At 42.1% G+C, this 26,597-nt stretch carries 28 protein-coding genes; 13 read left to right on the plus strand and 15 right to left on the minus strand.

From position 1 onward, the window contains the following. Positions 1-532 precede the first annotated feature (532 nt). Positions 533-763 (minus strand): hypothetical protein, encoded by a 231-nt coding sequence (locus ACS72_RS06560; RefSeq protein ID WP_004809153.1) that lies wholly within the window; start codon positions 761-763, stop codon positions 533-535. A gap of 252 nt (positions 764-1,015) precedes the next feature. Here ACS72_RS06560 and ACS72_RS06565 point away from each other — a divergent pair, with 252 nt between their 5' ends. Beyond that, complete coding sequence (locus ACS72_RS06565; RefSeq protein WP_048881642.1) at positions 1,016-1,498, plus strand: CinA family protein; 483 nt, start codon at positions 1,016-1,018, stop codon at positions 1,496-1,498. A 39-nt stretch (positions 1,499-1,537) separates the two neighbouring features. Beyond that, positions 1,538-2,152, plus strand: coding sequence for a hypothetical protein (locus ACS72_RS06570; protein WP_048881706.1), 615 nt, complete (start codon positions 1,538-1,540; stop codon positions 2,150-2,152). A 92-nt stretch (positions 2,153-2,244) separates the two neighbouring features. On the opposite strand, the gene prpC is transcribed toward ACS72_RS06570, so the two are convergent. Beyond that, positions 2,245-3,387, minus strand: a complete 1,143-nt coding sequence (gene prpC, locus ACS72_RS06575) for a 2-methylcitrate synthase (RefSeq protein WP_048881643.1) — start codon at positions 3,385-3,387, stop codon at positions 2,245-2,247. Positions 3,388-3,391: 4 nt separating this feature from the next. Next, positions 3,392-4,276, minus strand: coding sequence for a methylisocitrate lyase (gene prpB, locus ACS72_RS06580; protein ID WP_004810717.1), 885 nt, complete (start codon positions 4,274-4,276; stop codon positions 3,392-3,394). Positions 4,277-4,508: 232 nt separating this feature from the next. On the opposite strand from prpB, the gene ACS72_RS06585 reads away from it, so the two are divergent. Both ACS72_RS06585 and argF read left to right on the plus strand, forming a co-directional pair. After that, a complete protein-coding gene (locus ACS72_RS06585; RefSeq protein ID WP_048881644.1) occupies positions 4,509-5,162 on the plus strand; it encodes a TetR/AcrR family transcriptional regulator in 654 nt (217 codons plus the stop codon). A 110-nt stretch (positions 5,163-5,272) separates the two neighbouring features. Continuing rightward, complete coding sequence (argF, locus tag ACS72_RS06590) at positions 5,273-6,193, plus strand: ornithine carbamoyltransferase (protein ID WP_048881645.1); 921 nt, start codon at positions 5,273-5,275, stop codon at positions 6,191-6,193. 53 nt (positions 6,194-6,246) lie between these two features. Here the strand turns inward: argF and ACS72_RS06595 are convergent, their stop codons facing one another. Beyond that, positions 6,247-7,539 carry an MFS transporter gene (locus ACS72_RS06595; protein WP_048881646.1) on the minus strand — a complete coding sequence of 431 codons (1,293 nt, stop codon included), beginning with the start codon at positions 7,537-7,539 and terminating at the stop codon, positions 6,247-6,249. A gap of 339 nt (positions 7,540-7,878) precedes the next feature. Between ACS72_RS06595 and ACS72_RS06600 the strand changes: the two genes are divergently transcribed. Then, positions 7,879-8,355: a hypothetical protein gene (locus ACS72_RS06600; RefSeq protein ID WP_048881647.1), complete on the plus strand. Its 477-nt coding sequence runs from the start codon at positions 7,879-7,881 to the stop codon at positions 8,353-8,355. An 18-nt stretch (positions 8,356-8,373) separates the two neighbouring features. Here the strand turns inward: ACS72_RS06600 and ACS72_RS06605 are convergent, their stop codons facing one another. From ACS72_RS06605 to ACS72_RS06630, 6 genes are all read right to left on the minus strand, one after another. Further along, on the minus strand, positions 8,374-8,727 hold the full coding sequence (locus ACS72_RS06605) for a YnfA family protein (protein ID WP_048881648.1): 354 nt from the start codon (positions 8,725-8,727) through the stop codon (positions 8,374-8,376). A 102-nt stretch (positions 8,728-8,829) separates the two neighbouring features. Then, positions 8,830-11,106 carry an ATP-dependent Clp protease ATP-binding subunit ClpA gene (gene clpA / locus ACS72_RS06610; protein WP_008304701.1) on the minus strand — a complete coding sequence of 759 codons (2,277 nt, stop codon included), beginning with the start codon at positions 11,104-11,106 and terminating at the stop codon, positions 8,830-8,832. A 9-nt stretch (positions 11,107-11,115) separates the two neighbouring features. After that, positions 11,116-11,529 (minus strand): ATP-dependent Clp protease adapter ClpS, encoded by a 414-nt coding sequence (gene clpS, locus ACS72_RS06615; RefSeq protein WP_048881649.1) that lies wholly within the window; start codon positions 11,527-11,529, stop codon positions 11,116-11,118. Positions 11,530-11,548: 19 nt separating this feature from the next. After that, positions 11,549-12,298: a DUF6776 family protein gene (locus ACS72_RS06620; protein ID WP_048881650.1), complete on the minus strand. Its 750-nt coding sequence runs from the start codon at positions 12,296-12,298 to the stop codon at positions 11,549-11,551. Between the two features lie 75 nt (positions 12,299-12,373). After that, positions 12,374-13,429 (minus strand): N-acetyl-gamma-glutamyl-phosphate reductase, encoded by a 1,056-nt coding sequence (gene argC / locus ACS72_RS06625; protein WP_171249851.1) that lies wholly within the window; start codon positions 13,427-13,429, stop codon positions 12,374-12,376. A gap of 131 nt (positions 13,430-13,560) precedes the next feature. Continuing rightward, on the minus strand, positions 13,561-13,929 hold the full coding sequence (locus ACS72_RS06630) for a hypothetical protein (RefSeq protein WP_248603874.1): 369 nt from the start codon (positions 13,927-13,929) through the stop codon (positions 13,561-13,563). A 113-nt stretch (positions 13,930-14,042) separates the two neighbouring features. Between ACS72_RS06630 and ACS72_RS17350 the strand changes: the two genes are divergently transcribed. The 3 genes from ACS72_RS17350 to ACS72_RS19565 are packed head-to-tail and all read left to right on the plus strand — an operon-like array spanning position 14,043 to position 14,857. Further along, positions 14,043-14,438, plus strand: coding sequence for a transposase family protein (locus tag ACS72_RS17350; protein ID WP_071320558.1), 396 nt, complete (start codon positions 14,043-14,045; stop codon positions 14,436-14,438). Continuing rightward, the gene (locus tag ACS72_RS06635) at positions 14,386-14,712 is read left to right on the plus strand and encodes a transposase (RefSeq protein WP_004894538.1); all 327 of its coding nucleotides are present in this window, start codon (positions 14,386-14,388) and stop codon (positions 14,710-14,712) included. Before ACS72_RS17350 ends, ACS72_RS06635 begins: the two co-directional genes overlap by 53 nt. After that, on the plus strand, positions 14,705-14,857 hold the full coding sequence (locus ACS72_RS19565; protein ID WP_108619318.1) for a transposase: 153 nt from the start codon (positions 14,705-14,707) through the stop codon (positions 14,855-14,857). Before ACS72_RS06635 ends, ACS72_RS19565 begins: the two co-directional genes overlap by 8 nt. 29 nt (positions 14,858-14,886) lie before the next feature. Here ACS72_RS19565 and ACS72_RS06640 read toward each other — a convergent pair whose 3' ends face one another. Both ACS72_RS06640 and rpiA read right to left on the minus strand, forming a co-directional pair. Beyond that, complete coding sequence (locus ACS72_RS06640) at positions 14,887-15,573, minus strand: SprT family zinc-dependent metalloprotease (protein WP_048881652.1); 687 nt, start codon at positions 15,571-15,573, stop codon at positions 14,887-14,889. A 140-nt stretch (positions 15,574-15,713) separates the two neighbouring features. Beyond that, the gene (rpiA, locus tag ACS72_RS06645; RefSeq protein ID WP_004894532.1) at positions 15,714-16,385 is read right to left on the minus strand and encodes a ribose-5-phosphate isomerase RpiA; all 672 of its coding nucleotides are present in this window, start codon (positions 16,383-16,385) and stop codon (positions 15,714-15,716) included. Between the two features lie 104 nt (positions 16,386-16,489). Between rpiA and ilvA the strand changes: the two genes are divergently transcribed. The 3 genes from ilvA (at position 16,490) to ACS72_RS06660 (ending at position 20,206) form a co-directional block, all read left to right on the plus strand. Further along, complete coding sequence (gene ilvA / locus ACS72_RS06650; protein ID WP_004812768.1) at positions 16,490-18,028, plus strand: threonine ammonia-lyase, biosynthetic; 1,539 nt, start codon at positions 16,490-16,492, stop codon at positions 18,026-18,028. 187 nt (positions 18,029-18,215) lie between these two features. Further along, positions 18,216-18,872 carry a TrkA family potassium uptake protein gene (locus tag ACS72_RS06655; protein ID WP_004812766.1) on the plus strand — a complete coding sequence of 219 codons (657 nt, stop codon included), beginning with the start codon at positions 18,216-18,218 and terminating at the stop codon, positions 18,870-18,872. Next, positions 18,869-20,206, plus strand: a complete 1,338-nt coding sequence (locus ACS72_RS06660) for a TrkH family potassium uptake protein (RefSeq protein ID WP_004894527.1) — start codon at positions 18,869-18,871, stop codon at positions 20,204-20,206. Before ACS72_RS06655 ends, ACS72_RS06660 begins: the two co-directional genes overlap by 4 nt. Before the next feature lie 58 nt (positions 20,207-20,264). On the opposite strand, the gene ACS72_RS06665 is transcribed toward ACS72_RS06660, so the two are convergent. From ACS72_RS06665 to ACS72_RS06675, 3 genes are all read right to left on the minus strand, one after another. Continuing rightward, complete coding sequence (locus ACS72_RS06665) at positions 20,265-21,413, minus strand: phospholipase A (RefSeq protein ID WP_004812763.1); 1,149 nt, start codon at positions 21,411-21,413, stop codon at positions 20,265-20,267. 19 nt (positions 21,414-21,432) lie between these two features. Beyond that, positions 21,433-24,372: an insulinase family protein gene (locus tag ACS72_RS06670; protein WP_048881653.1), complete on the minus strand. Its 2,940-nt coding sequence runs from the start codon at positions 24,370-24,372 to the stop codon at positions 21,433-21,435. 165 nt (positions 24,373-24,537) lie between these two features. After that, positions 24,538-24,987: a GNAT family N-acetyltransferase gene (locus tag ACS72_RS06675; RefSeq protein WP_004812759.1), complete on the minus strand. Its 450-nt coding sequence runs from the start codon at positions 24,985-24,987 to the stop codon at positions 24,538-24,540. Positions 24,988-25,262: 275 nt separating this feature from the next. Between ACS72_RS06675 and ACS72_RS06680 the strand changes: the two genes are divergently transcribed. Together ACS72_RS06680 and ACS72_RS06685 are read left to right on the plus strand one after the other, a co-directional pair. Beyond that, positions 25,263-26,267, plus strand: a complete 1,005-nt coding sequence (locus ACS72_RS06680) for an adenosine kinase (protein WP_008305218.1) — start codon at positions 25,263-25,265, stop codon at positions 26,265-26,267. A gap of 14 nt (positions 26,268-26,281) precedes the next feature. Next, positions 26,282-26,590 carry a Rieske (2Fe-2S) protein gene (locus ACS72_RS06685; RefSeq protein WP_008305220.1) on the plus strand — a complete coding sequence of 103 codons (309 nt, stop codon included), beginning with the start codon at positions 26,282-26,284 and terminating at the stop codon, positions 26,588-26,590. The last annotated feature ends 7 nt before the right edge of the window (positions 26,591-26,597 follow it).

The raw sequence follows: 26,597 nt of genomic DNA on the forward strand, positions 1-26,597 counted from the left end.
CAAAGATTGGTTATACACTCAATTAAAATATAAGTCATTTTTGAGAAGATTAAACAATTGGGGTAAGTATGGGGCGAAGACCCAATTACCGATCATTCTAGTCTAAATATAGTTAAGTCAATTAGTATAGCTTTCCATCATATTATAATTTTGTATATAAGCAGAATCGTTAATCCCATGCGCTACGACATAGTTTCCGCAATCTGTAACCATCTGAAGATTGATCAATACATTCACTTATGCAGAAAGACCAAAAATAAAAACCAAAGGAATTACTGCTGATAAAAGTTTTTTCATGATATTCCCCTAAAAATTAAGGAAAATTTTATTTTTAATTATTAGTATATGATTAAAGCGAGGAACAAAAACAAAACAAAGTAACCCTTTTAAGATATTAATTACTGCATTATAAACACTTTATATTATAAATAAAAATAAGCAAGTAAATATTTTATAATATATTGTTATCTAATAGTTTATTAAAAAAACCTCTAAGAAAGAGGTTTTTTTTTAATCTTATTCAAATTATCAATTAAATCGCGACCATTTTTACAATAATCGTTTGGGTATCTTCTTTTTCATCGGGTAATTGCAAACGTTTTAACTCCTTGCTTTTCACCTTTAATTTTAAATTCTGGTAGGTAATAATCGCAGGAATCTGATCAAAATATTGTGCATCCGCATCAATTTCTTCCTGAAATAAAGGGGTACCCAACTGATAGTCCAGACTTTTCAGGACTACATATTTAACTGTAGTTTTCATTGTAACAACCTACTTTCATCAAGCACTTTATTTTTATTTTTACCACTGTTTAAGCTGAGATGATACCGTTAAATGCAAATTTTGCTTAACTCTTGGTCAAACAGCCTCATCAGCTGAATTTTGAACATGTGTATCTCATATTTAGCTTTTAACAGCATGTTTTGTATAAATGTATACAATCGTAAGGGTGATTGAAGAACCCGCATTTCGTCTATACATTGAATACATCACCCTCAAATAAAAATGATAGCCATGTTAAAAGAATGTTGTGATTTACTCGAACAAAAAAAACTGAAAGTTGCTTTTGTAGAAAGTGCAAGCTCAGGCTATTTAAGCAGCCAGTTTTCACTTTATAAAGAATGTGGTGCACAAATTTTACTCGGTGGACTGGTTTGTTATGATGCCAATCTGAAAATGTCAATCTTAGGGGTACCTCAGGATTTAATTGATAAATATTCCCCAGAATCCCCGGAAGTGACGAATACGCTTGCGATTACCGGTCAGAAGCTGTTTCAAGAAGCAGATTTGATCGTAGCTTGTACCGGCTTGCTCAAACCTGGTGGCAGTGAATGTAAAGAAAAACCGGTAGGAACGTTTTTTGTTTCGGTTTTCTATAAAGGTCAAACTTATGATTATCGCTATCTGATTGATGGTACACCTGAGGAACGCCTGGATATATTGACAGAACAGATTGCGGATCAAATGATGGATTTAATTGATAGCAAAACTGCTTAATTTCGCGTCTTTATAAAAAATTAGTGGATGAGGATAATGATGAAAGCTAATATTAGTTTGTTTTTACTTGGTCTTTGTCTTAGTCCATTGAGCCTTGCGACGGTGGGCGGCCCACAAAACCTTGAAGTTTTGGGTTATGAAGCCAAGGATCAAAAACTCTATCTGTTGCGCCATTATCTGGATGGGCGTGGACGCTTGCCTCAACTGTATTATTATAATTTTAAATCCAAGATGCCAAACCAGCTGATTCAGGTCAATTCCCTATATATCAATCCTAAAACCAAGAAAATTGACTATGATCAGAATAGCAAGAAGTTTGATCAGGAAATTGCCAAAATCAAAAAACGTTTGACTCCGGTAGTTCCTCTTCCGAAGCAGAATATTCAGCTCAAGTTACTAAAGACCAGAAAAGGCACTGCACCTGCATGGCATGATCCGAAACAAAGCGTACCTAAATGGACCTATCAATATCGAATTGAATCAGGTCACTATAAGAGTCCAATACAACAGGCCATCAGCTATAAACCTGATTTAAGATTGAATCAGATCTATAAAATTCCGAAACAGGATAAATTACTGGTCACTGTAAAATATTTAGGCATTCAATTTGAAACCGGGTATCACATTGAAGATCCCGCCCTGCTCAGCCGTTAAACGAAAATTTAATAAAACTAGAACTAAATAAAAATAGTGTATAAAAAAATAAGGTCTGACTGGAGACCTTATTTTTTTATGATATCTGCACCTTAAACTGCTACGGCGCCGCGCTCAGCAATTGGAATCACTTTGCGTAGTTCCGGACCCGTATAGTCTGCGCTCGGACGGATAATACGGTTATCTGCGCGCTGTTCCATTACATGCGCTGCCCAACCGGTAACCCGTGACATCACAAAGATCGGTGTAAACAGTTTGGTTGGAATACCCATGAAGTGATAAGCAGATGCATGGAAGAAATCAGCATTACAGAATAATTTTTTCTCACGCCACATGACTTCTTCACAACGGACTGAGACTGGATAAAGTACGGTGTCGCCTACATCTTTCGCCAGCTTCTCTGACCACTGCTTGATAATGCCATTACGCGGATCATTGTCTTTGTAGATTGCATGACCGAAGCCCATAATCTTTTCTTTACGTTCCAGCATACCCAGCATTTCACGCTCAGCTTCTTCTGGCGACCTCCAGTTTTCAATCATATCCATCGCGGCTTCATTGGCACCACCATGCAGGGGACCACGTAGTGAGCCAATCGCACCGGTAATACAAGAATGCAAATCAGACAATGTCGATGCACATACGCGTGCAGTGAAAGTTGAAGCATTGAATTCATGCTCTGCATATAGAATCAGTGATACATTCATCACCTGCTCATGCAGCGCATTTGGCTTTTCACCACGCAGTAAGTGCAGGAATTGAGCACCGATTGAATCATCATCGGTATTTTCATCAATACGGATGCCGTCATGGCTATAGCGATACCAGTAACAGATAATCGCGGGTAGCGTTGCCAGAATACGATCCGCTACATCCTGCTGTTCAGCAAAAGACTTTTCTGTTTCCAGATTACCCAGCATGGAGACGCCGGTACGCATCACATCCATTGGATGCGAGTCCGCCGGAATGCGTTCCAGCACTTCTTTCAGTACTTGCGGAAGGCGACGTAATGACTTTAGTTTTGTCTTATAAGCTGCAAGCTGCTCAGCAGTTGGCAATTCACCAAAGAAAATCAGATAAGTCACTTCTTCAAACTGGCAGTGTTCTGCCAGATCCTGCACATCGTAACCACGATATGTCAGTCCTGCACCGCTTTTGCCTACTGTTGAAAGTGCCGTTTTCCCTGCAACTTGTCCACGCAATCCTGCGCCAGTGAGTACTTTTCCTTCAGCCATTGTTTTAATTCTCCTGCTTAAACAGTTTATCTAATGTGTCTTCGAAGCTGTGATAATCTAAAAATTCGTAGAGTTCTTTTCGTTGCTGCATTTTGTCCAGTACATTTACTTGAGTACCGTTTTGACGGATCGACTGCATCACTTCCAAAGCAGCCTTTTGCATTGCACGGGTAGCTGACAGTGGATATAGCACCATACGAATGCCCTGCTCAGCCAGTTCTTCGGTGGTGTAATACGGTGTATCACCAAATTCAGTGATATTTGCCAAAACAGGTACACCCACCGCATCGCAGACTGTTCTATACATAGTGATGTCCGTCATTGCCTCAGCAAAGATCGCATCCGCACCCGCCTCTACACATGCACAAGCACGATCAATCACAGCCTGTAAGCCTTCTTTTTGCAAGGCATCGGTACGTGCCATGACTACAAAGTTAGAATCCGTTTTGGCATCCACTGCCGCCTTGATCCGGTCTACCATTTCCTGTTGCGATACGATTTCTTTATTTGGACGGTGGCCGCAACGCTTTTGTGCTACCTGGTCTTCAATATGCACGGCTGCTGCGCCAGCTGCAATCATCTGCTTAATGCTACGAGCAATATTAAATGCGCCACCCCAGCCTGTATCAATATCTACCAGTAATGGCGTATCCACACGTTCAGTAATACGGCGTACATCTTCAAGGACATTATCAAGACTGGTCATACCCAGGTCAGGCAATCCATAAGAATAATTGGCCACACCGGCACCAGAGACATAAAGGGCTTTATAACCGACCTGTTTCGCCATCATGGCTGCATAGGCATTTACGGTTCCAATGATTTGTAGTGGTTTCTCAGTTTCTAATGCTTCTCTAAACTTTAAACCTGCAGACATTTGTTGTGTCATCTTCCCTTTCCACAGTGTTGGCTATAATTATTGAAGTTCGAGTATACCTATTCAAAATGCTCAATCCATGGTCTGATAGAATAAAAACTCTAAAACTTTAGTCAAATAATGCGGATAGATTTAACATAAATCTTAGTCAAGATAATAGATACAGCAGTCTCCATGAAATGTGTGCACAACTTTGTTATGATGGCAACTGAAATAATCGAAAAGTGCTGATTTAGTCGTCAATATGCAGGATCTCGTTCAACTGGAACCCTTAGCCAAAGATGTGCCACAGACCAAGCGTGGTCATGAGCGCTGTCTCGCCCTTTTGATCAGTGCAACAGAACTGTTCCTGGAACATGGTTATGATGCTGTATCACTGGATGATATTGTCAATCATGCCGGTGGCTCCAAGGCGTCTATTTATAAATACTTTGGCAATAAAGAAGGCCTATTTAAGTCGATTTGTGATTATCGCCGTACCCAGTTCTTTAAAGATATCTGTCTGCCCTTCTCTTTAGACAGTTCTAAAGACTTTAGAAGCTATTTGATTCAGACCTTGCTGAACTTCTACCAGCATATCAAACAGCCGGAAAATGCCGCATTTATGCGTCTGGTGCTGGAACAAAGTGGACGCAATCTGGATATTGCTCGGCATATTCATGAACAGGGACCAAAACATATCCAGCACTCGATTGCTGAAGTTTTATCACAGGCACATGCCAAAGGACTACTTAGCTGTCCAAATCCATTATTTTCTGCACAATTGTATTTCGGTATTTTAAGAAATATGGAATGGCGCATTTTAATGGGTTTGCCAAGCGATGAAACTGATCAGGAAACTGTCGAATATGTGAATTATTGTGTCGATCGTTTCTTGGACGGTCATCAAAAAGTCTAGTTTTTTTGCAATTTCCTATTCATATAGTATATTAGCCGATTCCGTATTTTTTTAACTAACCAACAACTAATTGTTGAACCAGTTTTTCAGCAATTATTGTGGAGTAACGAATGGCTCTCCGTCACTTTCTGACTTTACGCGATCTATCGACTTTAGAACTTAACCAGATACTGCAACGCGCCATCGAGCTCAAGCGCAAACAGCATAACAATGAAGTTTTCCAACCGTTTGTTGGTAAAGTTATGGGGATGATTTTTGAGAAATCCAGTACCCGCACGCGTGTTTCGTTTGAAGCTGGCATGACCCAATTCGGCGGCAGCGCAATTTTCCTGTCTTCACGTGATACTCAATTGGGCCGTGGCGAACCTATCGAAGATTCTGCACGTGTTATTTCAAGCATGCTTGATGTAGTGATGATCCGTACTTTTGGTCATGACATCGTTGAACGCTTTGCTTCTTATTCAAAAGTACCCGTGATTAACGCTCTGACTGATGACCACCATCCTTGCCAGCTGCTTGCTGACATGCAGACTTACCTGGAACATCGTGGTCCAATCGAAGGTAAAACTGTGGCGTGGATCGGTGATGGCAACAATATGTGTAATTCATATATTGAAGCTGCGCATATGTGGGGCTTTAAGCTGAAAATTGCTGCTCCTAAAGGTTATGAGCCACAAGAAAAATTCCTGTCTGAATTTGCACACTGTGTAGAGCTGGTTGACTCAGCTGAAGATGCAGCAGTCAATGCTGACCTGATCGTGACTGACGTTTGGGCAAGTATGGGACAGGAAGAAGAACAGAAAATCCGTGAAAAAGCATTTGCTGATTATCAGGTTAATGAGCGCTTGATGGATCTGGCTCACCCCGACTGCCTGTTTATGCACTGTTTGCCAGCACACCGTGGCGAAGAAATTTCAAAGAATATGCTGGATCACAAAAATGCTATGGTTTGGGATGAAGCTGAAAACCGTCTACATGCTCAGAAAGCATTGGTTGAATTTCTGATTAATGAAAATCTGAAAAAAGACTAAGTGCTCTTTTAATAAAAAAGCACCGAATTTGGTGCTTTTTTATTGCTCAAAGATTAATGATCATCTTTTAAATATTTTGGTTCTTTCGGTAATTGCCAGCTACAGAAGAAACATACAATCAGCATCACAATGACATACACGAAGAAGGTATTTTCAATACCTGCTGATTTAAACTGTAATGCGACCGAAGGTGCTGAACCACCAAAGACGGCATTACCCACTGCATAAGAGAAACCTACTCCTAAAGCTCGTACATGTGGCGGGAACATTTCTGCTTTTACGATACCGCCAATCGAAGTATAGAGGCTCAGTAACATCATCAGGAAAATCAGCAATAATGCAACGATTACTGGGGTATCACTGAAGGCCCGCATACCGACCGCCATGACCGGATAAATCGCAATCGCCATCAACCCACTAAACAGCAGCATACAGGTACGACGACCAATTCGATCCGATAAAGCACCAAAAACTGGCTGTGCAATCATCAATATAAAGATACAGGCGGTCATAATAAATCCGACAGTCTTTGGATCAATACCGATATTGGTTAAATAGGTTTTTGAATAAACCGTAATTACATAGAAGCTTAGTGAACCCGCTGAAGTATAGCCAACCACCAGCAAGAATGTTTTCCAATGGTTCTTGAACAATTCTTTAAGTGTACCTGAATCTTCCTTATCGCTATCTTCCGTAGATAGCGTTTCTTCTAGACGGCTACGTGCCAATAAAGAAACAATTGCCGCAATACCACCAATCACAAACGGGATACGCCAGCCACCATCAAGTAATTGTTGTTCGCTCATAAAGCCCAGGAAAATAACCCCGAGTAAACTTGCCAGCAACTGACCGCCGGTCAAGGTCACATATTGGAAAGATGAGAAAAATCCACGCTGACCTTTTAAACCCAGCTCACTCATATAGGTCGCAACAGCGCCATATTCACCACCGACTGATAAGCCCTGTAACAGACGCACCAGCAGCAGCAAGAATGGTGCTGCCATACCCACCTGCTCATAAGTTGGTAAAGCTGCGAATAGGAATGAACTGATGGCCATTAAACAGATCGAAATGACCATGGATTTTTTACGGCCATGTTTATCGGCAATACGGCCAAATAGCCAGCTACCTATCGGACGCATAAAGAAGCTGGCAGCAAATACACCCCAAACATAAATTGCCTGAGTTGAACTGTCCATATTTGGTGCAGTGAGTGCCTTGGTAAAATAAACCGCAAATACAGCATAGATATAAAAATCGAACCATTCGACCAGGTTACCGGAGGCTGCCCCGACAATTCCTTTAATACGACTGTTTTTTTCCTGCTTGGAATAAGCTTGACTCAAAATATGACATCCTTATTTTTAAATCATTGAAGTTTCTTGTTTATAGGTCAATATTTTATGCCTTTAAACTTAGATATTTTTTTGCATGCACCCTACGTACTTACCGGTATGCTGCGTGGGGAGGTGTAAGACTATAAACCTAGATGAAATCCCACACAAAAAATAAAGTGTAATTATTAATAGATTTTTCACATAAAAGATCGTTAAAACTTTAATATTTAAAAATAAGCAAAAAGAAGAAATCTGAGGAGGCAGGAGAATTAACCAAGGTAGAGTTGCGTACAGATCTTATTCATGCTCTTATAATCCGCAAAACACAGTAATAATTTGTGGCCTTAAATGAAATATAAAATAAATCTATTCACTGCTTTAACCCTTGGCATTAGTTTTCTTAGTAGTCAGGTTAATGCTTCCGAATTTGATCAATACCTGCAACAGCAACAGATCATTGATTCAAAATTTAAAATCAAGAAAAAAGCAGAACTGAATGAAATGCTGGCTGTATTAAGTGCGGAAGATTCTAAAACTTTGCCCCTGCAAATTGATCACAACACAATTATTGAACGACTGAAACTCACTGCTAATAAAACCGAATTAAAAGGTTTAATTATTACTCCCGACTTTGCCCAGTTTGAAAAAGATCTAGGTCCTAAGGAAGTGACTCAGCTTATCCGCAAAAACTTATTACAGAACTGCGGTATTTTCTTTGAGCACCGTTATCAGTTAGAAAATCCCTATAAAGTGATGCTAGAACTGAGTTCCACTACTCGATCTTATGACGTTGAAATATCACAGAAGGACTGTAAAGGGAACTAAGTTTCTACAGGAAGTCAATCAACGGATTAAACCTTGGGGTTGTATGATAATAATCAGCGCCCCAAATATCACCACTGCACCACCAAGCAAATCCCATCGAGACAGGCTGATCTGATCTACAAAACGCAACCACATCAAAGCAGTAAAGATATAGATACCACCATAAGCTGCATAGATCCGGCCTGAAGCAGCTGGATGCAAAGTTAATAGCCAGACAAAAGCTGCCAAAGCCAGAGCTGTCGGAATCCATAACCAGTGACTTCTTCCCTGATTCAAAATCAGATAAGGAAAATAACAGCCTAGAATTTCCATCACCGCCGTGACCAGGAACAGAAAAAAAGTCGTAATAAGTTTAGTGAACTGAAATTCCATATCTTGTTAAATCTTAGCCAGGCAATAAATCTTGATCAGATCATAGCAATAAAGAAATAAAATAACCCGTGCAAGCACGGGTTATTTCACGATGAGTAGAATTTAGGCTGGTTCAGCAGTCTGATCTTCAAACACTTCAAGTTTCAAGCCTACAGCTTTGCCATTTTCTTTCTTCACAGATACAGCAACATTACCGCCATTATCTGCCAGCTCACCAAACAGAATCATTTCTGCCAATGGTTTTTTCAGATGTTCCTGAATCAGACGCTGCATTGGACGAGCACCCATTAAACGGTCATAACCATTTTCAGCCATCCATTCACGTGCACTCTGATCCACTTCCAGAATAACTTTCTTCTCATCTAGCTGTGCCTGCAACTCGGTTAAGAACTTGTCGACTACATTTTCAATGATCGTACTTGGCAAGGCCTTGAACTGGATCACGCCATCGAGACGGTTACGGAATTCAGGTGAGAATGCTTTTTTCATCGCTTCCTGGTTATCATTGCTGTTGTCTTGTTCCATGAAACCGATACTGACACGTGAAATGCTTTCAGCGCCAATATTGGTGGTCAGTACAAGCACCACATTACGGAAGTCTGACTTACGACCGTTGTTATCGGTCAATGAGCCATGATCCATAATTTGCAGCAACAGGTTAAATACATCCGGATGTGCCTTTTCGATTTCATCCAGTAGCAATACACAATGCGGATTCTTGTGAATCGCATCGGTCAACAAACCACCTTGGTCAAAACCAACATAGCCTGGAGGTGCACCAATCAGACGGGATACCGCATGACGTTCCATATATTCAGACATATCGAAGCGAACCAGCTCCACGCCCATCAGTTTTGCTAATTGCTTGGTGACTTCAGTTTTACCTACACCCGTTGGACCGGCAAAGACAAAACTACCGACTGGCTTATCTGGAGATTTCAGGCCTGCCCGAGACAGCTTGATTGCCGAACCGAGTGCTTCAATGGCTTCATCCTGACCGAAGACCACACGTTTCAAATCACGCTCAAGATTTTCTAATACAGTCTTGTCATCTTTAGAAACTGTTTTTGGTGGAATACGGGCAATTTTCGACACGATGTCTTCGATATTTTCTACCGTAATCAGGCTATCGTCTTGCTCGGCTTTTAAACGACGTTGCGCACCCGCTTCATCGATCACATCAATGGCTTTATCTGGCAAGAAACGGTCATTAATAAACTTCGCTGATAGTTCTACCGCTGATACCAAAGCCTGATCTTCATATTGAACATGATGAAAATCTTCAAACTTAGATTTCAGACCACGTAAAATATCAATAGTTTCAGAGATAGAAGGCTCATTCACATCAATTTTCTGGAAACGGCGCGATAAAGCATGATCTTTTTCAAAGACCTGACGGTATTCCTGGAATGTGGTCGAACCTATGCAACGCAATGAACCATTTGCCAGTGCTGGCTTAATCAGGTTCGAGGCATCCATGGTGCTGCCCATACTAGAACCTGCACCAATGATCATATGAATCTCATCAATGAACAGCACTGCATCCGGTTTTTTCTTTAAGGCATTGAGAAGTTGTTTCAGACGTTTTTCGAAGTCACCACGGTATTTGGTTCCTGCCACCAGTGCACCGATATCCAGACTATAGATTTCAGCGTTTTCTAATGGTTTAGGCGCTTTACCATTGACAATCAGCCAAGCTAGACCTTCAGCAATCGATGTTTTACCCACACCCGGATCACCGACCAGCAACGGATTATTTTTACGGCGACGACAAAGAATTTGTGCAGCACGCTCAATTTCTTTTTCACGACCAATTAATGGATCAGTTTTACCTTTTTGCGCTTCGTGATTCAGGTTAGTGGTATAAAGATCCAGTGGACCTGAAGCATTCGATGAACCAGTTTCGCCGTCCAGTTCTTCAATTTCTTCTTCGTTCTGCACTTCTTCCTTGCGGGTGCCATGCGACAAATATTGAGTCAAGGTTAAACGGTTAATCTGATGACGTTTCAGCAGATACACTGCAAACGAATCACGCTCTGAGTACATCGCAACTAGAATATCCGCACCTTCTACCGTACGGTCTCCACCACTTGACTGTACATGGAAAATGGCACGCTGCAGGATCCGGTCAAAACTTTCAGTCGGATGAGGTGCCTGATCGTTATTTTCGCCGAGTTTTGGAGTGTGTTGTTCTACGTATTCTTCAAGTTCTTTACGCAGCACAATAATGTCTGCACCGCATGCTTTAAGGGCATTCACGGCAGAATCGTTGTCGAGTAAAGCCAATAATAAATGTTCTACTGTCAGAAACTCATGTCTCTTTTGACGAGCCATGCTAACAGCCAAACGTAGTGATACTTCTAATTGACGACTGAGCATGCAACCCCCTTAATCTTTAGGCTCTATCTGGCAAAGTAAAGGATGACCTTGTGATCGAGCGTAATTATTGACCTGGTTCGCTTTCGTTTCCGCAATGTCTCTTGGATAGACGCCAGCAACACCTTTTCCTTCATAATGTACAGTTAGCATTACTTGCGTAGCTTGGTCAAGATTCATTGCAAAGTATTGTTGTAAAATTTCAATTACAAACTCCATTGGGGTGTAATCGTCATTCATCAATACCACCGCATACATCGGTGGACGCTTCAACTCTGGCGGTGCTGTTTGTACTGCAATATCAGCATTTTCGTCATGAAAAGGGTCGTTTGCCAAGCGTGGGCTTATGTGCCAGTCAACCACCCCGGACTGATTAAAAGAGTTCTTGATTTCACTTAAACAAATATGACGCTTGTTGCTAGGCATAAGATTTACATTTCACACTTTAGTTTGCATTGGCTTCTGTCTGAGGAATCTCTGACAGGAATGCAGATTGATTTTCAATTGCCTCGCCCTTACTCCAGCTAAAACGGCGGGTAACAGGCTTGCTTGTACCAGTCAGTCGAACTTCTATAAATTCTGGTACAAAACCTTTCGGCATTGTCCAACGACCAGTCAGACGTTCATAATTTTCGAAATTGAAGTTTTTATCTGCCAAAGGCACAATTAAAATTTCAGTTCCCCGAATCAGGCGCAATTCAACCGAACCGGAAACACGCCCCTTGCTTGGACTTACCTGAATCAGATCAAGCTGATATTCAAAGGCATTTTCAGGCAGAGGCTTTACTGCCAAGTGCTGAACAGATAAAGGCATACCACCACGCTGACGCAGTACTTCACGATATAAGGTCGCCAGGCTTTCTGCCTGCGTATATTCATCACGGGTTTTATTCATCGCAAGATACAGGTCATTGGCATTACTTACGGCCAGATCACGTTCCTGCGTTGCTGTATTCAGGGTTTTATTCAGTGTTTCCAGACTGGCTTTCTGCTTTTGTACAACCTCAACCAGCTGTTCAGCATCCGCCTCAAAACCTACAACGGTCAGACCTTGACGATGACCTATCGAATAGCCAAGTAAACCACTACTCAGTACCAGAATTGCAGCACCTATCGCAAGTGGCGTGTTCCCTTTCAGAAATGGCATTTTCTTCTTGTCATCTGTGGTCAGATCGTGAGGCTCATTATTCGGCATTGTCATCTCTTCTATCTTTTTCAAGACACACATTTAAATCGAAATTCAAATGTGTGTGAAGTTGTAATACGTTTTTTATGGTAATAAAGCAATGTTTTGCAAGCCAGCGTTTTCAGCAAAGCCAAACATCAGGTTCATATTCTGTACCGCCTGACCTGCTGCACCTTTCACCAGGTTATCTTGTGCTACCAGAATAACCAGTTTCGTTGGTTGAGGCTTGTACAGTGCAATACGGAGTTCATTGGCACCACGTACTGAACGGGTTTCTGGCGAACTGCCTGATGGCATGACATCAACGAACTGTTCATTGGCATAGAACTGTTCATAGAGTGCCTGCAAATCTGCTATCTGGCCTGCTTCAGTCAGGTCAATGTAAATAGTTGACAGCATACCGCGAATCATTGGCACCAGATGTGGTACAAATAAAATATGGTCAAATACACCTTTTTGACCTGAGATATTTTCTAACGATTCTACAATCTCAGGATGATGACGGTGACCTGCTACGCCATAAGCTTTAAAGTTATCTGCATTTTCAGAATAGATCATGCCTAGGCTGGCTTTACGACCTGCGCCTGAAACTCCTGATTTAGCATCAATAATAATACTTTCAGGTTTCACTAAAGCTTCCGCAGATTTTAATACTGGTGCAAGGCCGAGCTGCACGGTTGTTGGATAACAACCCGGGTTACCAATCACATTCGCCTGTTTGATCTTGTCACGATTCAGTTCAGACAGACCATATACAGAATCTTGTAATATAGATGGACAAGCATGTTGCATGCCATACCATTTTTCAAACTGTGCCAAATTCTGTAAACGGAAATCTGCGGCAAGGTCAATTACCTTGGTATTTGCAGCTAGCAGTTCTTCTGCATGTTTCATCGCAACGCCATGTGGTGTCGCAAAAAATACGACATCACAAGATTTTAATAAATCAAGGCTGAGATCAGAAAATTCAAGATCAGTATGACCACGCAGGCTTGGGAACATATCGTCTACACAGCGACCTGCTTCGGTACGTGATGTCAGTGCTTTGACGCTAACGTTTGGATGTCGCAGTAATAGACGTAAAAGTTCAACGCCTGTATAACCTGTGCCACCCACAATACCCACTGAAATCACGATAATTACCTCTAACTAGATGTTTCCTTTATGCCAGGTAGTATGACAGGAAGTTCACATTTTCTAAACTCTTTCACTGAGGAATGCTGATTTTATATATTTTGAAATGCATGTTTAAAGATAAAATTGAAACACCTTTATACGTGTTTGCTCGTTACTGGAGTAGACCAACTATAATGACAAAGATAAATTACAAATAAGAAAGCAGGTAATGCCAAAAAGATAATGGCGTCTAGTCGAATCATAAATGGAATTAACCCTAAAATAGCCAATAGTGTTGCACTGGCTGAAATTGTTTTAGGTATTTGGCGATATTTAACCCATAAAATAGCCATATAAAATAGCATTCCCCACGCGAGCACTCCTGTCAGCATAAAAAATTTGACGGTTAAAGGATAATCCATGGGTAAACTTGGGAAAAAAATACTGTATAAAAATAGTCCGTAAAAAAACAGCGCAGGAAGCGAGACTATAAAAATTAAAATTGTGAGGATTAACCGCATCATGAGGAGTTCTAATTTATCGTTATCATTAGATCTCTTTCATAAATCAAAAAACGATCTTCTTTTTGGTTAATATTTGCACTCCGGATTTCTTGGCATTCGTGCATAATCTGCGGATGAAATACATCGATTCAAAGAAGCTTTCTGAAACACAGTTTAAGCGATACACCTGCATCTCATGGTCAACCTTTGATTTAATGGTTGAACAACTGAAAATGCATGTCCCTGCTAAAGGTAGACCATCTAAGTTAAGTGTAGAAGATCAGGTTTTACTCTGTCTGAGCTATTGGCGTGAATACCGGACATTATTTCACGTTGCTACGAGTTATGGGGTTTCAGAACCGACTGCCTCAAGAATCGTCCGTCATGTTGAAGACTGCCTGATTCAGTCTAAACTATTTAATTTACCGAAAAACTTGCCCGAAGGTGAAGGCATCGACTGGAATGTAGTGATCGTAGATGCCACAGAAATTCCAATACAAAGGCCTAAAAAAACAGAAAAAAAGCTATAGTGGCAAAAAGAAAACACATACCTTCAAAGTTCAAGCCATCATTCATTATAGAACTCAGAAAATTCTGAGTTTATGCACGAGTCGTGGTGCTGTACATGATTTCGAGCTTTTCAAACGCAACTTGAATCAGATTCCTGCAGGCGCCTTTATCCTTGCAGATAAGGGTTATCAAGGGATCTATACAGTGTATCCAAATAGCTTATTGCCATTAAAAGCAAAAAAAACGCTGCAAACTAGATCCCGAGCTAAAACCTTACAATCAGGAAATCAATAAAAGAAGAATTGGGATTGAGCATGTATTTGGCAGTTTGAAAACCTTCAAAATCCTTGCCGAGCGATATCGTAACAGAGGCAAAAGACTAGGATTAAGATTTAGTTTAATCGCGGGAATCTATAATTTGGAGCTGAGTAAAAAATGACTTATGAAAGAAGTCCAATGATTCTTGCATTAATTCTGACTGACCCACCACCATGGCATTGCAGTGTTTTTCAATATTTTTCGATGGATTAGATAGTCTGAATCATGCCGGGCCACTTCAGTCCAAAAATGCGGGCTATGATCAAAATGCCGGGTATGTGCCAGTTCATGCACGCAGAGATAACGGACGATATTTTCAGGAAACAGAATAATACCGCTATTCAGCATAATGTCATGTCTGGCAGAACAGCTGCCCCAACGGGTTTTCGGCTGGCGGATATTACAGACATTGAAAGATAATCCTGTTTCCCGACCAATCTGTTCAAGATAAACCGGTAACTGTTGTTTGGCATAGGCAATCACAAAAGCTTTTAAGTAGCTTTCAGGATTTCGATCACTGATATAGAGCGTATAGTTTTCATGATCCAGAATAAAATTATGCTTCTGAGCCTGGTATTGAACTGATATTGGCTGATTCAGATTAAATAGCTGCAAGCTAGCAGGCAAACTACGATCAATACTTTGAATTTTTTCCTGCTGGGATTGCCAGGTTTTGAGTAACCAGCTTTCGGCGTCATTAATAAAATTCTGGATTTGTTTTTTTGTGCAAAATACGGGTGCAGTCAGGCGAATTTGAGTACCATCCACACGAAGCTTTAAACGTGTTGAGCGAATATTTCGGACAATTTGAATTTCAGGTAAGTCGGATAAGGTCATTTTTATTCTTTTTTTAATTTCCCCAAACCCCTCTTTCTCAAAGAGGGGCTTTCAAAAGTCTCCCTTCTTGCGCTTGTTTTAAAGCAGTGCTTTAAAACTTCACTCAGGGAGATTTAGGGGGATTTTTTTAGAAAGTTTAATTAAACCGCAGTACGCTCTTCAATACCGTTATCAGTAGCAACCACAGCAATATCAGCTTTATTTAATGCAAAGATACCGTTACAAACAACACCTGGAATGTCATTCAAAGTTTTTTCTAACTCTAATGCATTCAAAATATTTAAGTTATAAACATCCAAAATTACGTTACCGTTATCGGTGACTACACCTTCACGGTACGCAGGGTCCCCCCCTAAAGCAACAATTTTACGTGCGACTGCAGAACGTGCCATTGGAATCACTTCTACAGGAAGCGGAAATTCACGACCTAACTGTTCCACCCACTTAGAATCATCAACGATACAAACGAATTTTTTCGCAATAGATGCAACAATTTTTTCACGTGTCAGCGCAGCACCGCCACCTTTGATCATGTGCATATGGCGGTCGATTTCATCCGCACCATCGACATAGGCATCCAGACCGCCTACGCTATTCATATCGACAACTTCAATGCCTAATTTTTTAAGGCGTTGTGCAGTGGCTTCAGAACTTGCAACTGCTGCTTCCAATTGAAGTTCAGGCAAAAGTTCGATTAAGAAGTTAACAGTACTCCCAGTACCGACGCCTAAAATGCCCCCTTTTGGTAAGTGCTTTAACGCTGCTTTTGCTGCAGCTTGCTTTTTCTCATCTTGGGTTGCATATAGACTCATGACATCACTCAACTATTTTGGACTTTTGCAGTATTTTTAAACCGCAAAGCCGCGTGGTTTGTTACAATAAGTGCTTATTTTAAACTGTTAGATGGAAAATTAACATGCTGTCTCGTTTGGTTCGACAAATTTTACAAGCAACTGTATACGATGTTGCAATCGAAACCCCACTCGAAGCAGCGCCACGAATTAGCGAACGCTTAAATAATAACATTCGCTTTAAACGTGAAGATTTACAACCGGTTTTTTCATTCAAGCTACGCGGTGCCTATAACCGTATTAGTCAATTACCGAAATCACAACTCGAACGTGGCGTTATCACAGCTTCAGCAGGCAACCATGCCCAAGGTGTGGCGCTGTCAGGGAAAAAGCTGGGGATTCGCGCGATTATCGTGATGCCAAAAACTACGCCTGATATCAAGGTTCAGGCGGTAAAACGCTTAGGTGGCGAAGTCGTATTGCACGGTGATTCATTCGACGTTGCCAATAAATATGCGATTCAACGTGCCGAAGAAGATGGCATGACCTTTATTCCACCTTATGACGATGAACTGGTGATGGCCGGTCAAGGTACCATTGCCAATGAAATTTTGCGTCAATGGCGTGATGTAGAATATGTCTTCGTTGCTGTTGGTGGTGGTGGTCTGATAGCCGGTGTTGCAGCGTACTTGGGAGATGTTGCTCCGCATGTCAAAGTTATTCCTGTGGAATATGATGAATCCGCGTGCTTAAAAGCGGCCTTAGAAGCCAATGAACGTGTGATTCTTCCATCTGTCGGTTTATTTGCCGATGGTACTGCAGTGGCACAAATTGGTGAAAAACCTTTTGAGGTCATCCGCCTGCAAAAATCAGATAATTCTGGTCCAATTGTTGAACCTGATGTGGTACTGGTCAATACTGATGAAGTCTGTGCAGCAATTAAAGATACCTATGACGAATGCCGTAGTATTGTAGAACCATCTGGTGCAATGGCGTTGGCAGGGATTAAAAAATACGTCGCTGAACACGGCATTCAAGGTAAAAATATCGTGTCGATTGTTTGTGGTGCCAACATGAACTTTGACCGTTTACGCTATATTGCCGAACGTACTGAACTCGGTGAGCGTAAAGAAGCAATCTTTGCCGTGACCATTCCTGAACAGAAAGGCGCTTTCCTGAGTTTCTGTCGTGCCCTGCAAGGCCGCAACATCACCGAGTTTAACTACCGTGCCAGCGATGCAACTGCAGCTCAGGTCTTCGTGGGTATTAGCCTGAAAAATGGCGAAAAAGAACGTCAGGAAATTTATGAAAACCTGAAATTCCAGTATGACGTTGATGATCTGTCTGACGACGAAGTAGCAAAACTGCACATCCGTTATCTGATTGGTGGTCACGCAGACATTGAAAATGAACGTTTGTTCCGTGTCGAATTTCCGGAGCGTCCAGGTGCATTATTGACTTTTCTTGAACGTCTAGGCCCAACTCATAACATCACTCTGTTCCACTACCGTAACCACGGCGCGGCTGAAGGTCGTGTACTAGTCGGTTTGGAAGCTGAAGATGCAAAGCAGAATCCAGACGGTTTGATCGAAACTCTGGAGAGTATCACCTATCCATATGACGAGATTACCAATAACCTGGGTTATCAACGCTTCCTGAAATAATTTCAGATTCTGATATCTAAACTAAAAACCGTCTTTCGAGGCGGTTTTTTGATATAAGCAAATAAGAACGCAGGTCTTTGATAATATTTATGTAAAGCAAATAGCTGAAAAATTAATTAAGCACTAAGATAAGCACGTAAATTAATAGAAAGCGCATGTATAAGCGCAGCAACTTTAGGAAAAATACATGGCACTGTTTGCTGTGATCGGTTTAGGAAGTTTCGGTGCCACTGTTGCCACACAACTGATGTCACTCAAACATGAAGTAATTGGCATCGACCTGAATAAAAAATATGTTGAAAGCATTTCAGATGAACTCACCCATGCCGTGATTGCAGATGCCACGGATGAACATGTGCTGGACGAACTAAATGTTCAGAACTGTGAAGCGGTGGTGGTGGCGATTGGTGAAGATATTGAAGCCAGTATTCTCTGCGTCCTACACCTCAAGAATATGGGAGTTAAAAAAATCTGGGCCAAATCCAAGTCCAAAGCCCATCATATGATCCTGACTCATCTTGGGGTGGATAAGATTATTCATCCCGAGGAAGATATGGGCGTTCGGATCGCGCAATCCTTAAGTTATCCGATGGTCAGCCGCTATATGGCGCTTGAGGATAATCGTTATCTGGTCAAAATTGAGATTCATACCGAACAAAGTGGTATCAAACTCAATCAGCTGATGGATCATGCATCAGAAATTAAAACCATTCTGCACAAGCGTGGCCCCGTGGTTCAATATATCCTCGACCCGCATCTTATTCTTAAAGAAGGTGATATTCTGCTTGTTGAGGGCTTGCTGGAACCTTTACGTCGCCTGTCCAAACATTTTAAAAATCTATGAAAATAACTGCTCATAAAAACCGGACTATTAACCTCAGTCCACCCAGCATTATCGCATTGGGATTTCTGGCATTGATTCTGGTTGGTTCAATCTTGTTAATACTGCCAGTTTCTCATCATGGTGATGTCACTTGGTTTCAGGCTGTTTTTACTGCAACTTCTGCGGTGACCATTACCGGTTTGTCTGTGGTCAATGTCGGAGAAGCTTATACGGTCTTCGGCAAGATCGTAATCATGATTCTCCTGCAATGTGGCGGACTCGGCTTTATGACCTTTGCCATTCTGGCTGCCATGAGTCTGGCGCCTAAAATGGGACTAAGGCAACAGGTCATGGCTCAGGAGTCCATCGGTCAGACCAGCCTGAAAAAGATCAGTACTACCATTAAAGGTGTGTTTCTATATTCGCTGTTCTTTGAAGCAATTGGCACAGTAATTCTGACTATTGCCTGGCTGCAGGACTATAACTTTGCCCAGGCTTTTTTCTACGCTTCCTTTTATAGTATTTCTGCCTTTAACAATGGTGGCTTTTCCCTGTTCCCGAATAGTCTAATGAGCTTTGCCGATCAGTATCTTATTACCTTCACCATTAGCATGCTGTATATCATTGGCGGCATTGGCTTTTTGGTGTTGATGGATGTACGACAGCATAAACGCTGGCGCAAACTGAGTACCAATAGTAAGCTGATTTTGAGTACCATTGCTGCACTGAATCTTTCTGCCTTTATCCTGATCTGGATTCTGGAAGCTTCTAATCCTCAAACACTGGCATTGATGAGTATGGGCGATCAGGCGGTCAATGCCTGGTTCCATGCCACAGTACCGCGTTCTTCAGGTTTTAACAGCCTGCCGATGGATCAGCTGACCAATGCATCCACCTTAGTTACCATGTTCCTGATGTTTATTGGTGGTGGTTCTTTAAGTACCGCAGGTGGCATTAAGGTCGGAACTTTTATCATTGTAGTGATTAGTGTAATTAGCTTCCTACGGCGTGAAGATGAAATTCGTTTATTCAAGCATTCGATTCCAGAGAAAACCACCTTTAAAGCATTGGCAGTGGTCTGTATTACTGCTCTCCTGATTGCAACCGGATTTATGAGTCTGCTTATTCTGGAGCCAGATCAGGACTTTCTGGATCTGCTGTTTGAAACGGTTTCTGCCGCATGTACAGTTGGGTTGTCTCGTGGCATCACTTCTGAATTACAGCCAGCCAGTCTGTTGATTCTGATGCTGTTAATGTTTGCAGGTCGTTTAGGCCCTTTGACCTTGGCCTATTTTATTGCCACACCGAAAAAGAGCCGCCTTAAACATCCACCTTCAGAAATTCAGGTTGGGTAATTTCGATATAAAACAAAAAATCCATGTCAGCACGTGGATTTTTTGATGATAATGCTTTTTAGAACCAGTTCATCAACGAAACACCCAAGCCGACATACGTCGCCTTATGGTTATAGTCGATCAGGCTTTCACCGTAGCCATCAAACAGCTGAAAATGTCCACGCAGACGACCACTGATCGGGAATGACCAGTCAAATTGCGCTGCACCACGACTGTCATCACCGCCTTTTAAGGTATGACGCAACATAAGTGAAAAGTCATGATCTTTCCAGCGATAAAATGCAGTCAAATCGCCACGACCGACATAGTCGACGATATCCGGATTGTTATCATCTGGCAGGTCTTCTTCAAAACGATACCAGGGACGTAGCATCAGGGCAAAGTTATTACGCTCAAAGCCCAGATTCAGCATCACCCGGTTCCAGCTACGTGATAGTGGATCGGAACGGCCATTTGACTGATGATTAATGGTCAGACCTAGCATACGCCAGTCCAGACCAAATAAATCGTAATTGGTTCGGAATACAATACTGGCTTCTGGTTCATAATTGGTTTCACGGAATGGACGTGATTCTTCAGAGTTATATACTTGCCAGCGTGAAGACTGGGTATACGCCAGCCAGATATCACCATTATTACCAAAAATATTTTCTACTGCTTTGGTTTTTAGTGAAAGCTGAAACTTGGCTTCCATGGATTTCAGGTTCTGATCTTCTGTTACCGTATTACGTTCATTCGGACTTTCAGGAAACTCATTTTTCTCAGAGGTCCAAAATCCTGGTAATACATACACCGGCTGATAAGAACGGATATTCCAAGTACCCAGTTTACTTTCCGGTGAAAGTTCCCAACGGCTGTCCAATAAAGACAGGTTTGGTTTCAGTGGCGAGCCTTCACTGACCGTTACTGTAGAAACAGTTTTATCAATTCTAGCTTTCAGGTTATCGGGTTCAGGCGCAAGTTCAGCAGCTGCGCGGCGTTCAGATACCAGTACCACTCTTTCAGCTTCTGGTACTTTGAACAAAGCATCATAACATGCTAGACGTTCTGCACTGGTTTCTACCGCGGCACAGGCCTCAGCCGTTGCTGGCATCGGACTGCTGGGGATAGTCGTTTGATTTTCTTCTGCATACACCTGCGCCCCACCCATACAGCCCAGCAAAATGCTCAGCTGCAAAGTTGGGCGCTTAAACGAATTAAGCGCCATTCAATTTTCCTTTTTTATTTTATTGAACTTGTTGAATTACAAATCCGAGCTGTTCCAGTGCTTCACGTTTTGCCACGGGTGCAACCACAGCACGCGACGGCTGTTGTTCTACCAGATATTGCTGAGCCACACGTTTCAGGTCTTCCAGCGTCACATTGAGCAGACGTTCACGTAACTGCTTACGGAATGCTGGAGTACGCTGATGCAGGTAAGCATAACAAGCTGTAATTGCCTCACCTGCTGGTGAACCCGGCTTATCCATGCTGGCAATCAGACCCAGAATCGCTTCTTCCAGTTGATGTGGCTGTTGTTCCGCATTTAATAGCCACTGAACACTTGCATTAAAGTCCTTGAAAGTCTCTGCTAAACGTGGATCACGGTAGCTGTAGAAACGGAATGAACAGGCATTACCATCATAGCTGGCACCGCCACCATAAGCACCGCCTTTTTCACGGATCGCACTATGCAGGTATCCATTACGCAAATAACCTGCCAAGACCATCAATGGTGCTGCATCTGGATGAGATACTTCTACTGCCGGATAAGCTGCTGCACAGAACTGAACATTGGCCTGAATCAGCCATGCCTCATCTGCTTCATTCAGTACTTTTTCAGTTTGAGCAAGTTGTACCGGATTACGGTCCACAGCAACTTTATCCCAAACATTCTGAACTTCTTCTACCAGATGGTCCGCTTGCGGTTCTTCACAAACCAGTAAGAACTGTTTTGGAGCTTGCAGTAAAATACGATGAATGCGTTTCAGCTCTTCAATCATGGCATCGTAAGCAGCTTCATCTTTCTCAATCTGAGCAACCAGATTCATCAGCCAGTTCAATGCACCAAGACCAGTGTTATGATAATCACGGGTCGCTAAAGCACTGTGCTGACGTGAAGCTACCTGCATCGCATAGCTATGGCCTGAGCCCGAAATACGCGAATGCCAGCGTGTTTTACGCTGTTGCAGCAATTCGATAATACGGCCTTTTTCATCAAAACGAAGCTGCTCAAAACCGGTTTTCAGCAACTGAATCGCTTGCAGGTTATTTACTAGAGATTTAGTTGTGAGCGTTAACCAGGCAGAAATCTTATTCTTGTCATCTACTTTTGAACGTAATGAAGCTCCCATACCCAATCCGCCGCTAACAGCAGTCTGGATTTGCTGGAATTCAAGATAATCATATTCGCCCGCACCCACTTCACCAACCAGAATCGACAGCAGGTTAAAATATGGCGATTGCACCACTTCATCAGGAATCTGTACCAAGACTTGTTGGTAATAAATACCATTGGTACCAGCATAATAAAGGTTTAATGGCGTATCGATGCCATTGGAAATCACTTCACGCAACTGACCTTGTACGATCTGCATTTCAGCAGGCACATCTTCTAGGCCAACCTTAGGTAACAGGTTCAGGTCATCCGGTGTATCCTGGCGAACTTTTAAAGCTTCAGTCTGCGCAACGATTTCAGCTTTTTGTTCTTCAGTCAGTGTCTTGCCAATTTCTGCCAGTCGTGCTTTTTCCGCTTCGGCCTCTTTCGCAGATTTGGTGGCATCTGGAACCAGTGTCAGTTGCACACGGTGCGGGTTATCAATCAGATGTTCTTTGATCAGATTAGACAGCCACATCGGGTCTTTCAGTTCTTCTTTAACTGCGGCAATTGCAGAATCCACATCCCAGACTTCAACCGGATCACGGTGATGAATTGCGCTACCTAAACCATTCAGGATCAGGCTTAAACCATATGGCGTACCATCACCATTGATTTCACGCTGATGCAATTCAATCTGATGCAGAATCGCATCTACTGCCTGCTGATCTACCGGTTTCGCAGCAACATCTTCCAGAATCTTGAATACGCCATTTTTAAATTCTTCAGCATGTTCTGGGTTTGAGCCTTGAACTGCGCAATAGAAAGTCATTTCAAAGTTAGAGTCATCAACCCCCATGAATGGGCCTGTTGCATCTGCATAACCACAGGTTTCCAGATAATGACGTAGTGGAGATGCCGAATCTTCTAACAGGATACCTTCTACCAGACGCATACCCAGACGAAGTTTGATTTCGCTTGCTTCCGGTAGTAACCAGGAAATAACGTGATAGGTTTTATCACGTAAATCCTCTGCATCAACTGCATAAGTATCAGTCACTGATACCGGTGCAGACAAACGGGTTTCAGGTGTGGAGTATAAAGTCTCACCCTGTTCAAATTTAGACAGTGCCAAGTTTTCAAACTGTTCTTGCAGTTCATAAGCTGACTTCTTGCCAAAGGTCATGAATACCGCATTACTTGGGTGGTAATGTGACTTATAGAAATCAACTAATTCCTGGTAAGTCAGATCTGGAATATCTTTAGGATCACCACCTGAGTTGTAGTGATAGGTGGTATCCGGGAACAGGTAATGCGCCAGCGTATGATAGAGCTGATCTGAAGGTGAACTCATTGCACCTTTCATTTCATTAAACACAACACCTTTGTAAACCGGTTCACCATTTTCCAGCTCAATACGGATCCCTTCCTGGGCAAAATCCAGCGGATTCAGGTTCGCTGCAAAAGCAGCATCCATATATACTTCTAACAGGTTCTGGAAGTCTTTATCATTCTGGGTGGCAAACGGATAAGCTGTCCAGTCCGCCGCAGTAAAGGCATTCATGAACGTGTTCAGGGAACGTCGAATCATGAGGAAGAATGGATCACGTACCGGAAATTTTTCTGAACCGCAAAGCGCGGTATGTTCAAGAATATGCGCTTCGCCTTTAGAGTCCATTGGCTGCGTACGGAAAGCCACTAAAAAGACATTTTCATCGTGATTGGTCGCCAGGTGATAATGAATGGCGCCGGTCACATTATGTTTATATTCAGACACTAAAATGTCTAAAGCTTCAACATGGTGTTGACGTACCAACTGAAACGCAGGATGTACAGTTTGTGAAATGGTTTCAGTGACATCTACAGTCATGCGATCTCCTAATTTTTAGATAAAAAACAACTGATCGCATTATAGCTGTAGTTTTTGTTATTATTCACGCTGAAAACCGATCATTTTGATCGAATTAAGTAAACTTGGTCATTCAGAAATTGAATCACCAAGTTTATGAACCGTATTTGTAAAATTGAAAATCGGCTAGATCAGATATTTAAAGTAATTGTAATTCGGATGGTTTTCGACAAACACATAATTTTGCTTCTGGTAAAAGCTCGCCGCCAGTTTGGTTTCAGTATGCAGGCAAAGTGCAGAATAATGCGGACGTGCTAACTGTTCCAGATAAGCCAGTAATTGCTTGCCTACTCCATGCTGGCGATATTTCGGATGTACATAGAAACGACGTACACGGCCAATACGCTCTTCCACACCATCTGGTCCCCATTGCTGGTTCAAACCGCCACAAGCAATCAGCTTGTTTCCATCATAAGCCACAGCAAGATATTCATTATCTTTACTGAAGGAGTTTTTTCCTGTGCGATATTCTTCAACTAATTTCTCAATTAAATCATAGCCTTCCTTTTTTGCCAGAGCAGCAAAAGTTTCGATTTGATCTGGTAATTGCTCGGCTTTTACGATTTTAATATCCATATATACACACTGTCAGAAATTGTAGTCTCGGCTCAACCTGCATTTGCATGAATATGCAGTTACAGGTGATATAACACTTATAAATAAAATCCGCTATTTAAATCAATGGCACGACCGCAGGATTACGAAATTTATCTGCTTTAATTCGACCAAAGTGCGAAATGAATGCCTTACAGCATACCCTAAAACTTTTTGAAAATGATTTAACACCCTATAGCAAACCTGAGCATTCGTGTAAACTTATGACTTTCGTTTTTTGAATGTGACTCTCTGACATGGCAAATGTTGATCTTTTTGCAATTGGTAATGCGCTAATTGACCAGGAATTTAAAGTATCTGACGACTTTTTAACTGCACACAACCTGCAAAAAGGCACCATGCAACTGACTGATGGTGAAACACAAGCTGCGCTGTATGAGAACCTGAAAGCCACGCAAAACTATAAAGGCCAGGCATCTGGTGGTTCAGCTGCAAACACGACTGTGGCTTTTGCTGCGCTCGGTGGTTCAGCTTTCTATGCCTGCCGTGTCGGGAATGATGATCTGGGTCAAATCTACCTGGATGGTTTAAATGAAGCCGGCATACAAACCACAACCCGTTCAATCAGTGAAGGTGTTACTGGTACCTGTATGGTACTGGTAAGTCCAGATTCAGAACGTACCATGCATACTTATTTGGGTATCACTGCGGAACTGACTGACGTTCAAATTGATTTCACACCTCTCAAAACTGCAAAATGGCTATATATCGAAGGTTATCTGTCGACTTCAGAAACTGCCCGTCATGCTGTAGAACAGGCACGTACCATTGCCCGTGCCAGTGATGCGAAAATTGCTTTAACCTTGTCTGATCCAGCCATGGTGCAATATGCACGTGCCGGCCTGGACGAAATGATTGCAGATGGCGTAGATCTATTGTTCTGTAATGAACAAGAAGCGTTGATGTACACTGAGACTGAAACGCTTGAAGCCGCTTTAGTTAAATTGCAAGAAATCAGCCAACACATTGTCATTACATTGTCAGCCAAAGGCGCGTTGATCTGCAATGAAGGTCAAAGCTTTACTGTACCGGGTCGTGCTGTAACTGCAGTTGATACCAATGGTGCTGGTGATGCCTTTGCCGGTGCTTTCCTGTATGCACTGAATGCAGGCCTAGGCTGGAAAGTTGCAGCTGAATTGGCAATTCTGATTTCAAGTCAGGTGGTTTCACAATTTGGCCCACGTCTGGCCATTGCTGACTATGCTGCGTTATTGGAAAACTTCCAAAAGGAATGCGCTTAATGTTTAAAATTTGCATGACCGAAGACATCCCGGAACGTGAAGCACGTTCTTTTGAAACGCCAAATGGCGACACCATTTTCATTACTCAACGCGATGGTATGTTCTATGCTTACCAGAACCTGTGTCCACACTTGCAGGTTGAACTGGAGTTTCTGGAAAACCAGTTTCTAGATCGTGATCAGGAATTTATTGAGTGTTCAACCCATGGTGCTTTATTCCTGGTTGAAACCGGAGAATGTATTTCTGGTCCATGTCAAGGTCAAGCACTTGAAAAAGTAGAGATTAACGTGCATTCTGATGGTGGGATTTACCTCACAGAATAACTCTGAA

Origin of the sequence: Acinetobacter sp. VT 511, from assembly GCF_001077515.1 — a bacterium.
GTDB lineage: Bacteria > Pseudomonadota > Gammaproteobacteria > Pseudomonadales > Moraxellaceae > Acinetobacter > Acinetobacter schindleri.

Excerpts from the sequence above, each read along its gene's own strand:
- ACS72_RS06560 (WP_004809153.1), bottom strand. The coding sequence starts at position 763 with ATGAAAACTACAGTTAAATATGTAGTCCTGAAAAGTCTGGACTATCAG.
- ACS72_RS06565 (WP_048881642.1), top strand. The coding sequence starts at position 1,016 with ATGTTAAAAGAATGTTGTGATTTACTCGAACAAAAAAAACTGAAAGTT.
- ACS72_RS06570 (WP_048881706.1), top strand. The coding sequence starts at position 1,538 with ATGAAAGCTAATATTAGTTTGTTTTTACTTGGTCTTTGTCTTAGTCCA.
- prpC (WP_048881643.1), bottom strand. The coding sequence starts at position 3,387 with ATGGCTGAAGGAAAAGTACTCACTGGCGCAGGATTGCGTGGACAAGTT.
- prpB (WP_004810717.1), bottom strand. The coding sequence starts at position 4,276 with ATGACACAACAAATGTCTGCAGGTTTAAAGTTTAGAGAAGCATTAGAA.
- ACS72_RS06585 (WP_048881644.1), top strand. The coding sequence starts at position 4,509 with ATGCAGGATCTCGTTCAACTGGAACCCTTAGCCAAAGATGTGCCACAG.
- argF (WP_048881645.1), top strand. The coding sequence starts at position 5,273 with ATGGCTCTCCGTCACTTTCTGACTTTACGCGATCTATCGACTTTAGAA.
- ACS72_RS06600 (WP_048881647.1), top strand. The coding sequence starts at position 7,879 with ATGAAATATAAAATAAATCTATTCACTGCTTTAACCCTTGGCATTAGT.
- ACS72_RS06605 (WP_048881648.1), bottom strand. The coding sequence starts at position 8,727 with ATGGAATTTCAGTTCACTAAACTTATTACGACTTTTTTTCTGTTCCTG.
- clpA (WP_008304701.1), bottom strand. The coding sequence starts at position 11,106 with ATGCTCAGTCGTCAATTAGAAGTATCACTACGTTTGGCTGTTAGCATG.
- clpS (WP_048881649.1), bottom strand. The coding sequence starts at position 11,529 with ATGCCTAGCAACAAGCGTCATATTTGTTTAAGTGAAATCAAGAACTCT.
- ACS72_RS06620 (WP_048881650.1), bottom strand. The coding sequence starts at position 12,298 with ATGCCGAATAATGAGCCTCACGATCTGACCACAGATGACAAGAAGAAA.
- ACS72_RS06630 (WP_248603874.1), bottom strand. The coding sequence starts at position 13,929 with ATGATGCGGTTAATCCTCACAATTTTAATTTTTATAGTCTCGCTTCCT.
- ACS72_RS17350 (WP_071320558.1), top strand. The coding sequence starts at position 14,043 with ATGAAATACATCGATTCAAAGAAGCTTTCTGAAACACAGTTTAAGCGA.
- ACS72_RS06635 (WP_004894538.1), top strand. The coding sequence starts at position 14,386 with ATGCCACAGAAATTCCAATACAAAGGCCTAAAAAAACAGAAAAAAAGC.
- ACS72_RS06640 (WP_048881652.1), bottom strand. The coding sequence starts at position 15,573 with ATGACCTTATCCGACTTACCTGAAATTCAAATTGTCCGAAATATTCGC.
- rpiA (WP_004894532.1), bottom strand. The coding sequence starts at position 16,385 with ATGAGTCTATATGCAACCCAAGATGAGAAAAAGCAAGCTGCAGCAAAA.
- ilvA (WP_004812768.1), top strand. The coding sequence starts at position 16,490 with ATGCTGTCTCGTTTGGTTCGACAAATTTTACAAGCAACTGTATACGAT.
- ACS72_RS06655 (WP_004812766.1), top strand. The coding sequence starts at position 18,216 with ATGGCACTGTTTGCTGTGATCGGTTTAGGAAGTTTCGGTGCCACTGTT.
- ACS72_RS06660 (WP_004894527.1), top strand. The coding sequence starts at position 18,869 with ATGAAAATAACTGCTCATAAAAACCGGACTATTAACCTCAGTCCACCC.
- ACS72_RS06665 (WP_004812763.1), bottom strand. The coding sequence starts at position 21,413 with ATGGCGCTTAATTCGTTTAAGCGCCCAACTTTGCAGCTGAGCATTTTG.
- ACS72_RS06670 (WP_048881653.1), bottom strand. The coding sequence starts at position 24,372 with ATGACTGTAGATGTCACTGAAACCATTTCACAAACTGTACATCCTGCG.
- ACS72_RS06675 (WP_004812759.1), bottom strand. The coding sequence starts at position 24,987 with ATGGATATTAAAATCGTAAAAGCCGAGCAATTACCAGATCAAATCGAA.
- ACS72_RS06680 (WP_008305218.1), top strand. The coding sequence starts at position 25,263 with ATGGCAAATGTTGATCTTTTTGCAATTGGTAATGCGCTAATTGACCAG.
- ACS72_RS06685 (WP_008305220.1), top strand. The coding sequence starts at position 26,282 with ATGACCGAAGACATCCCGGAACGTGAAGCACGTTCTTTTGAAACGCCA.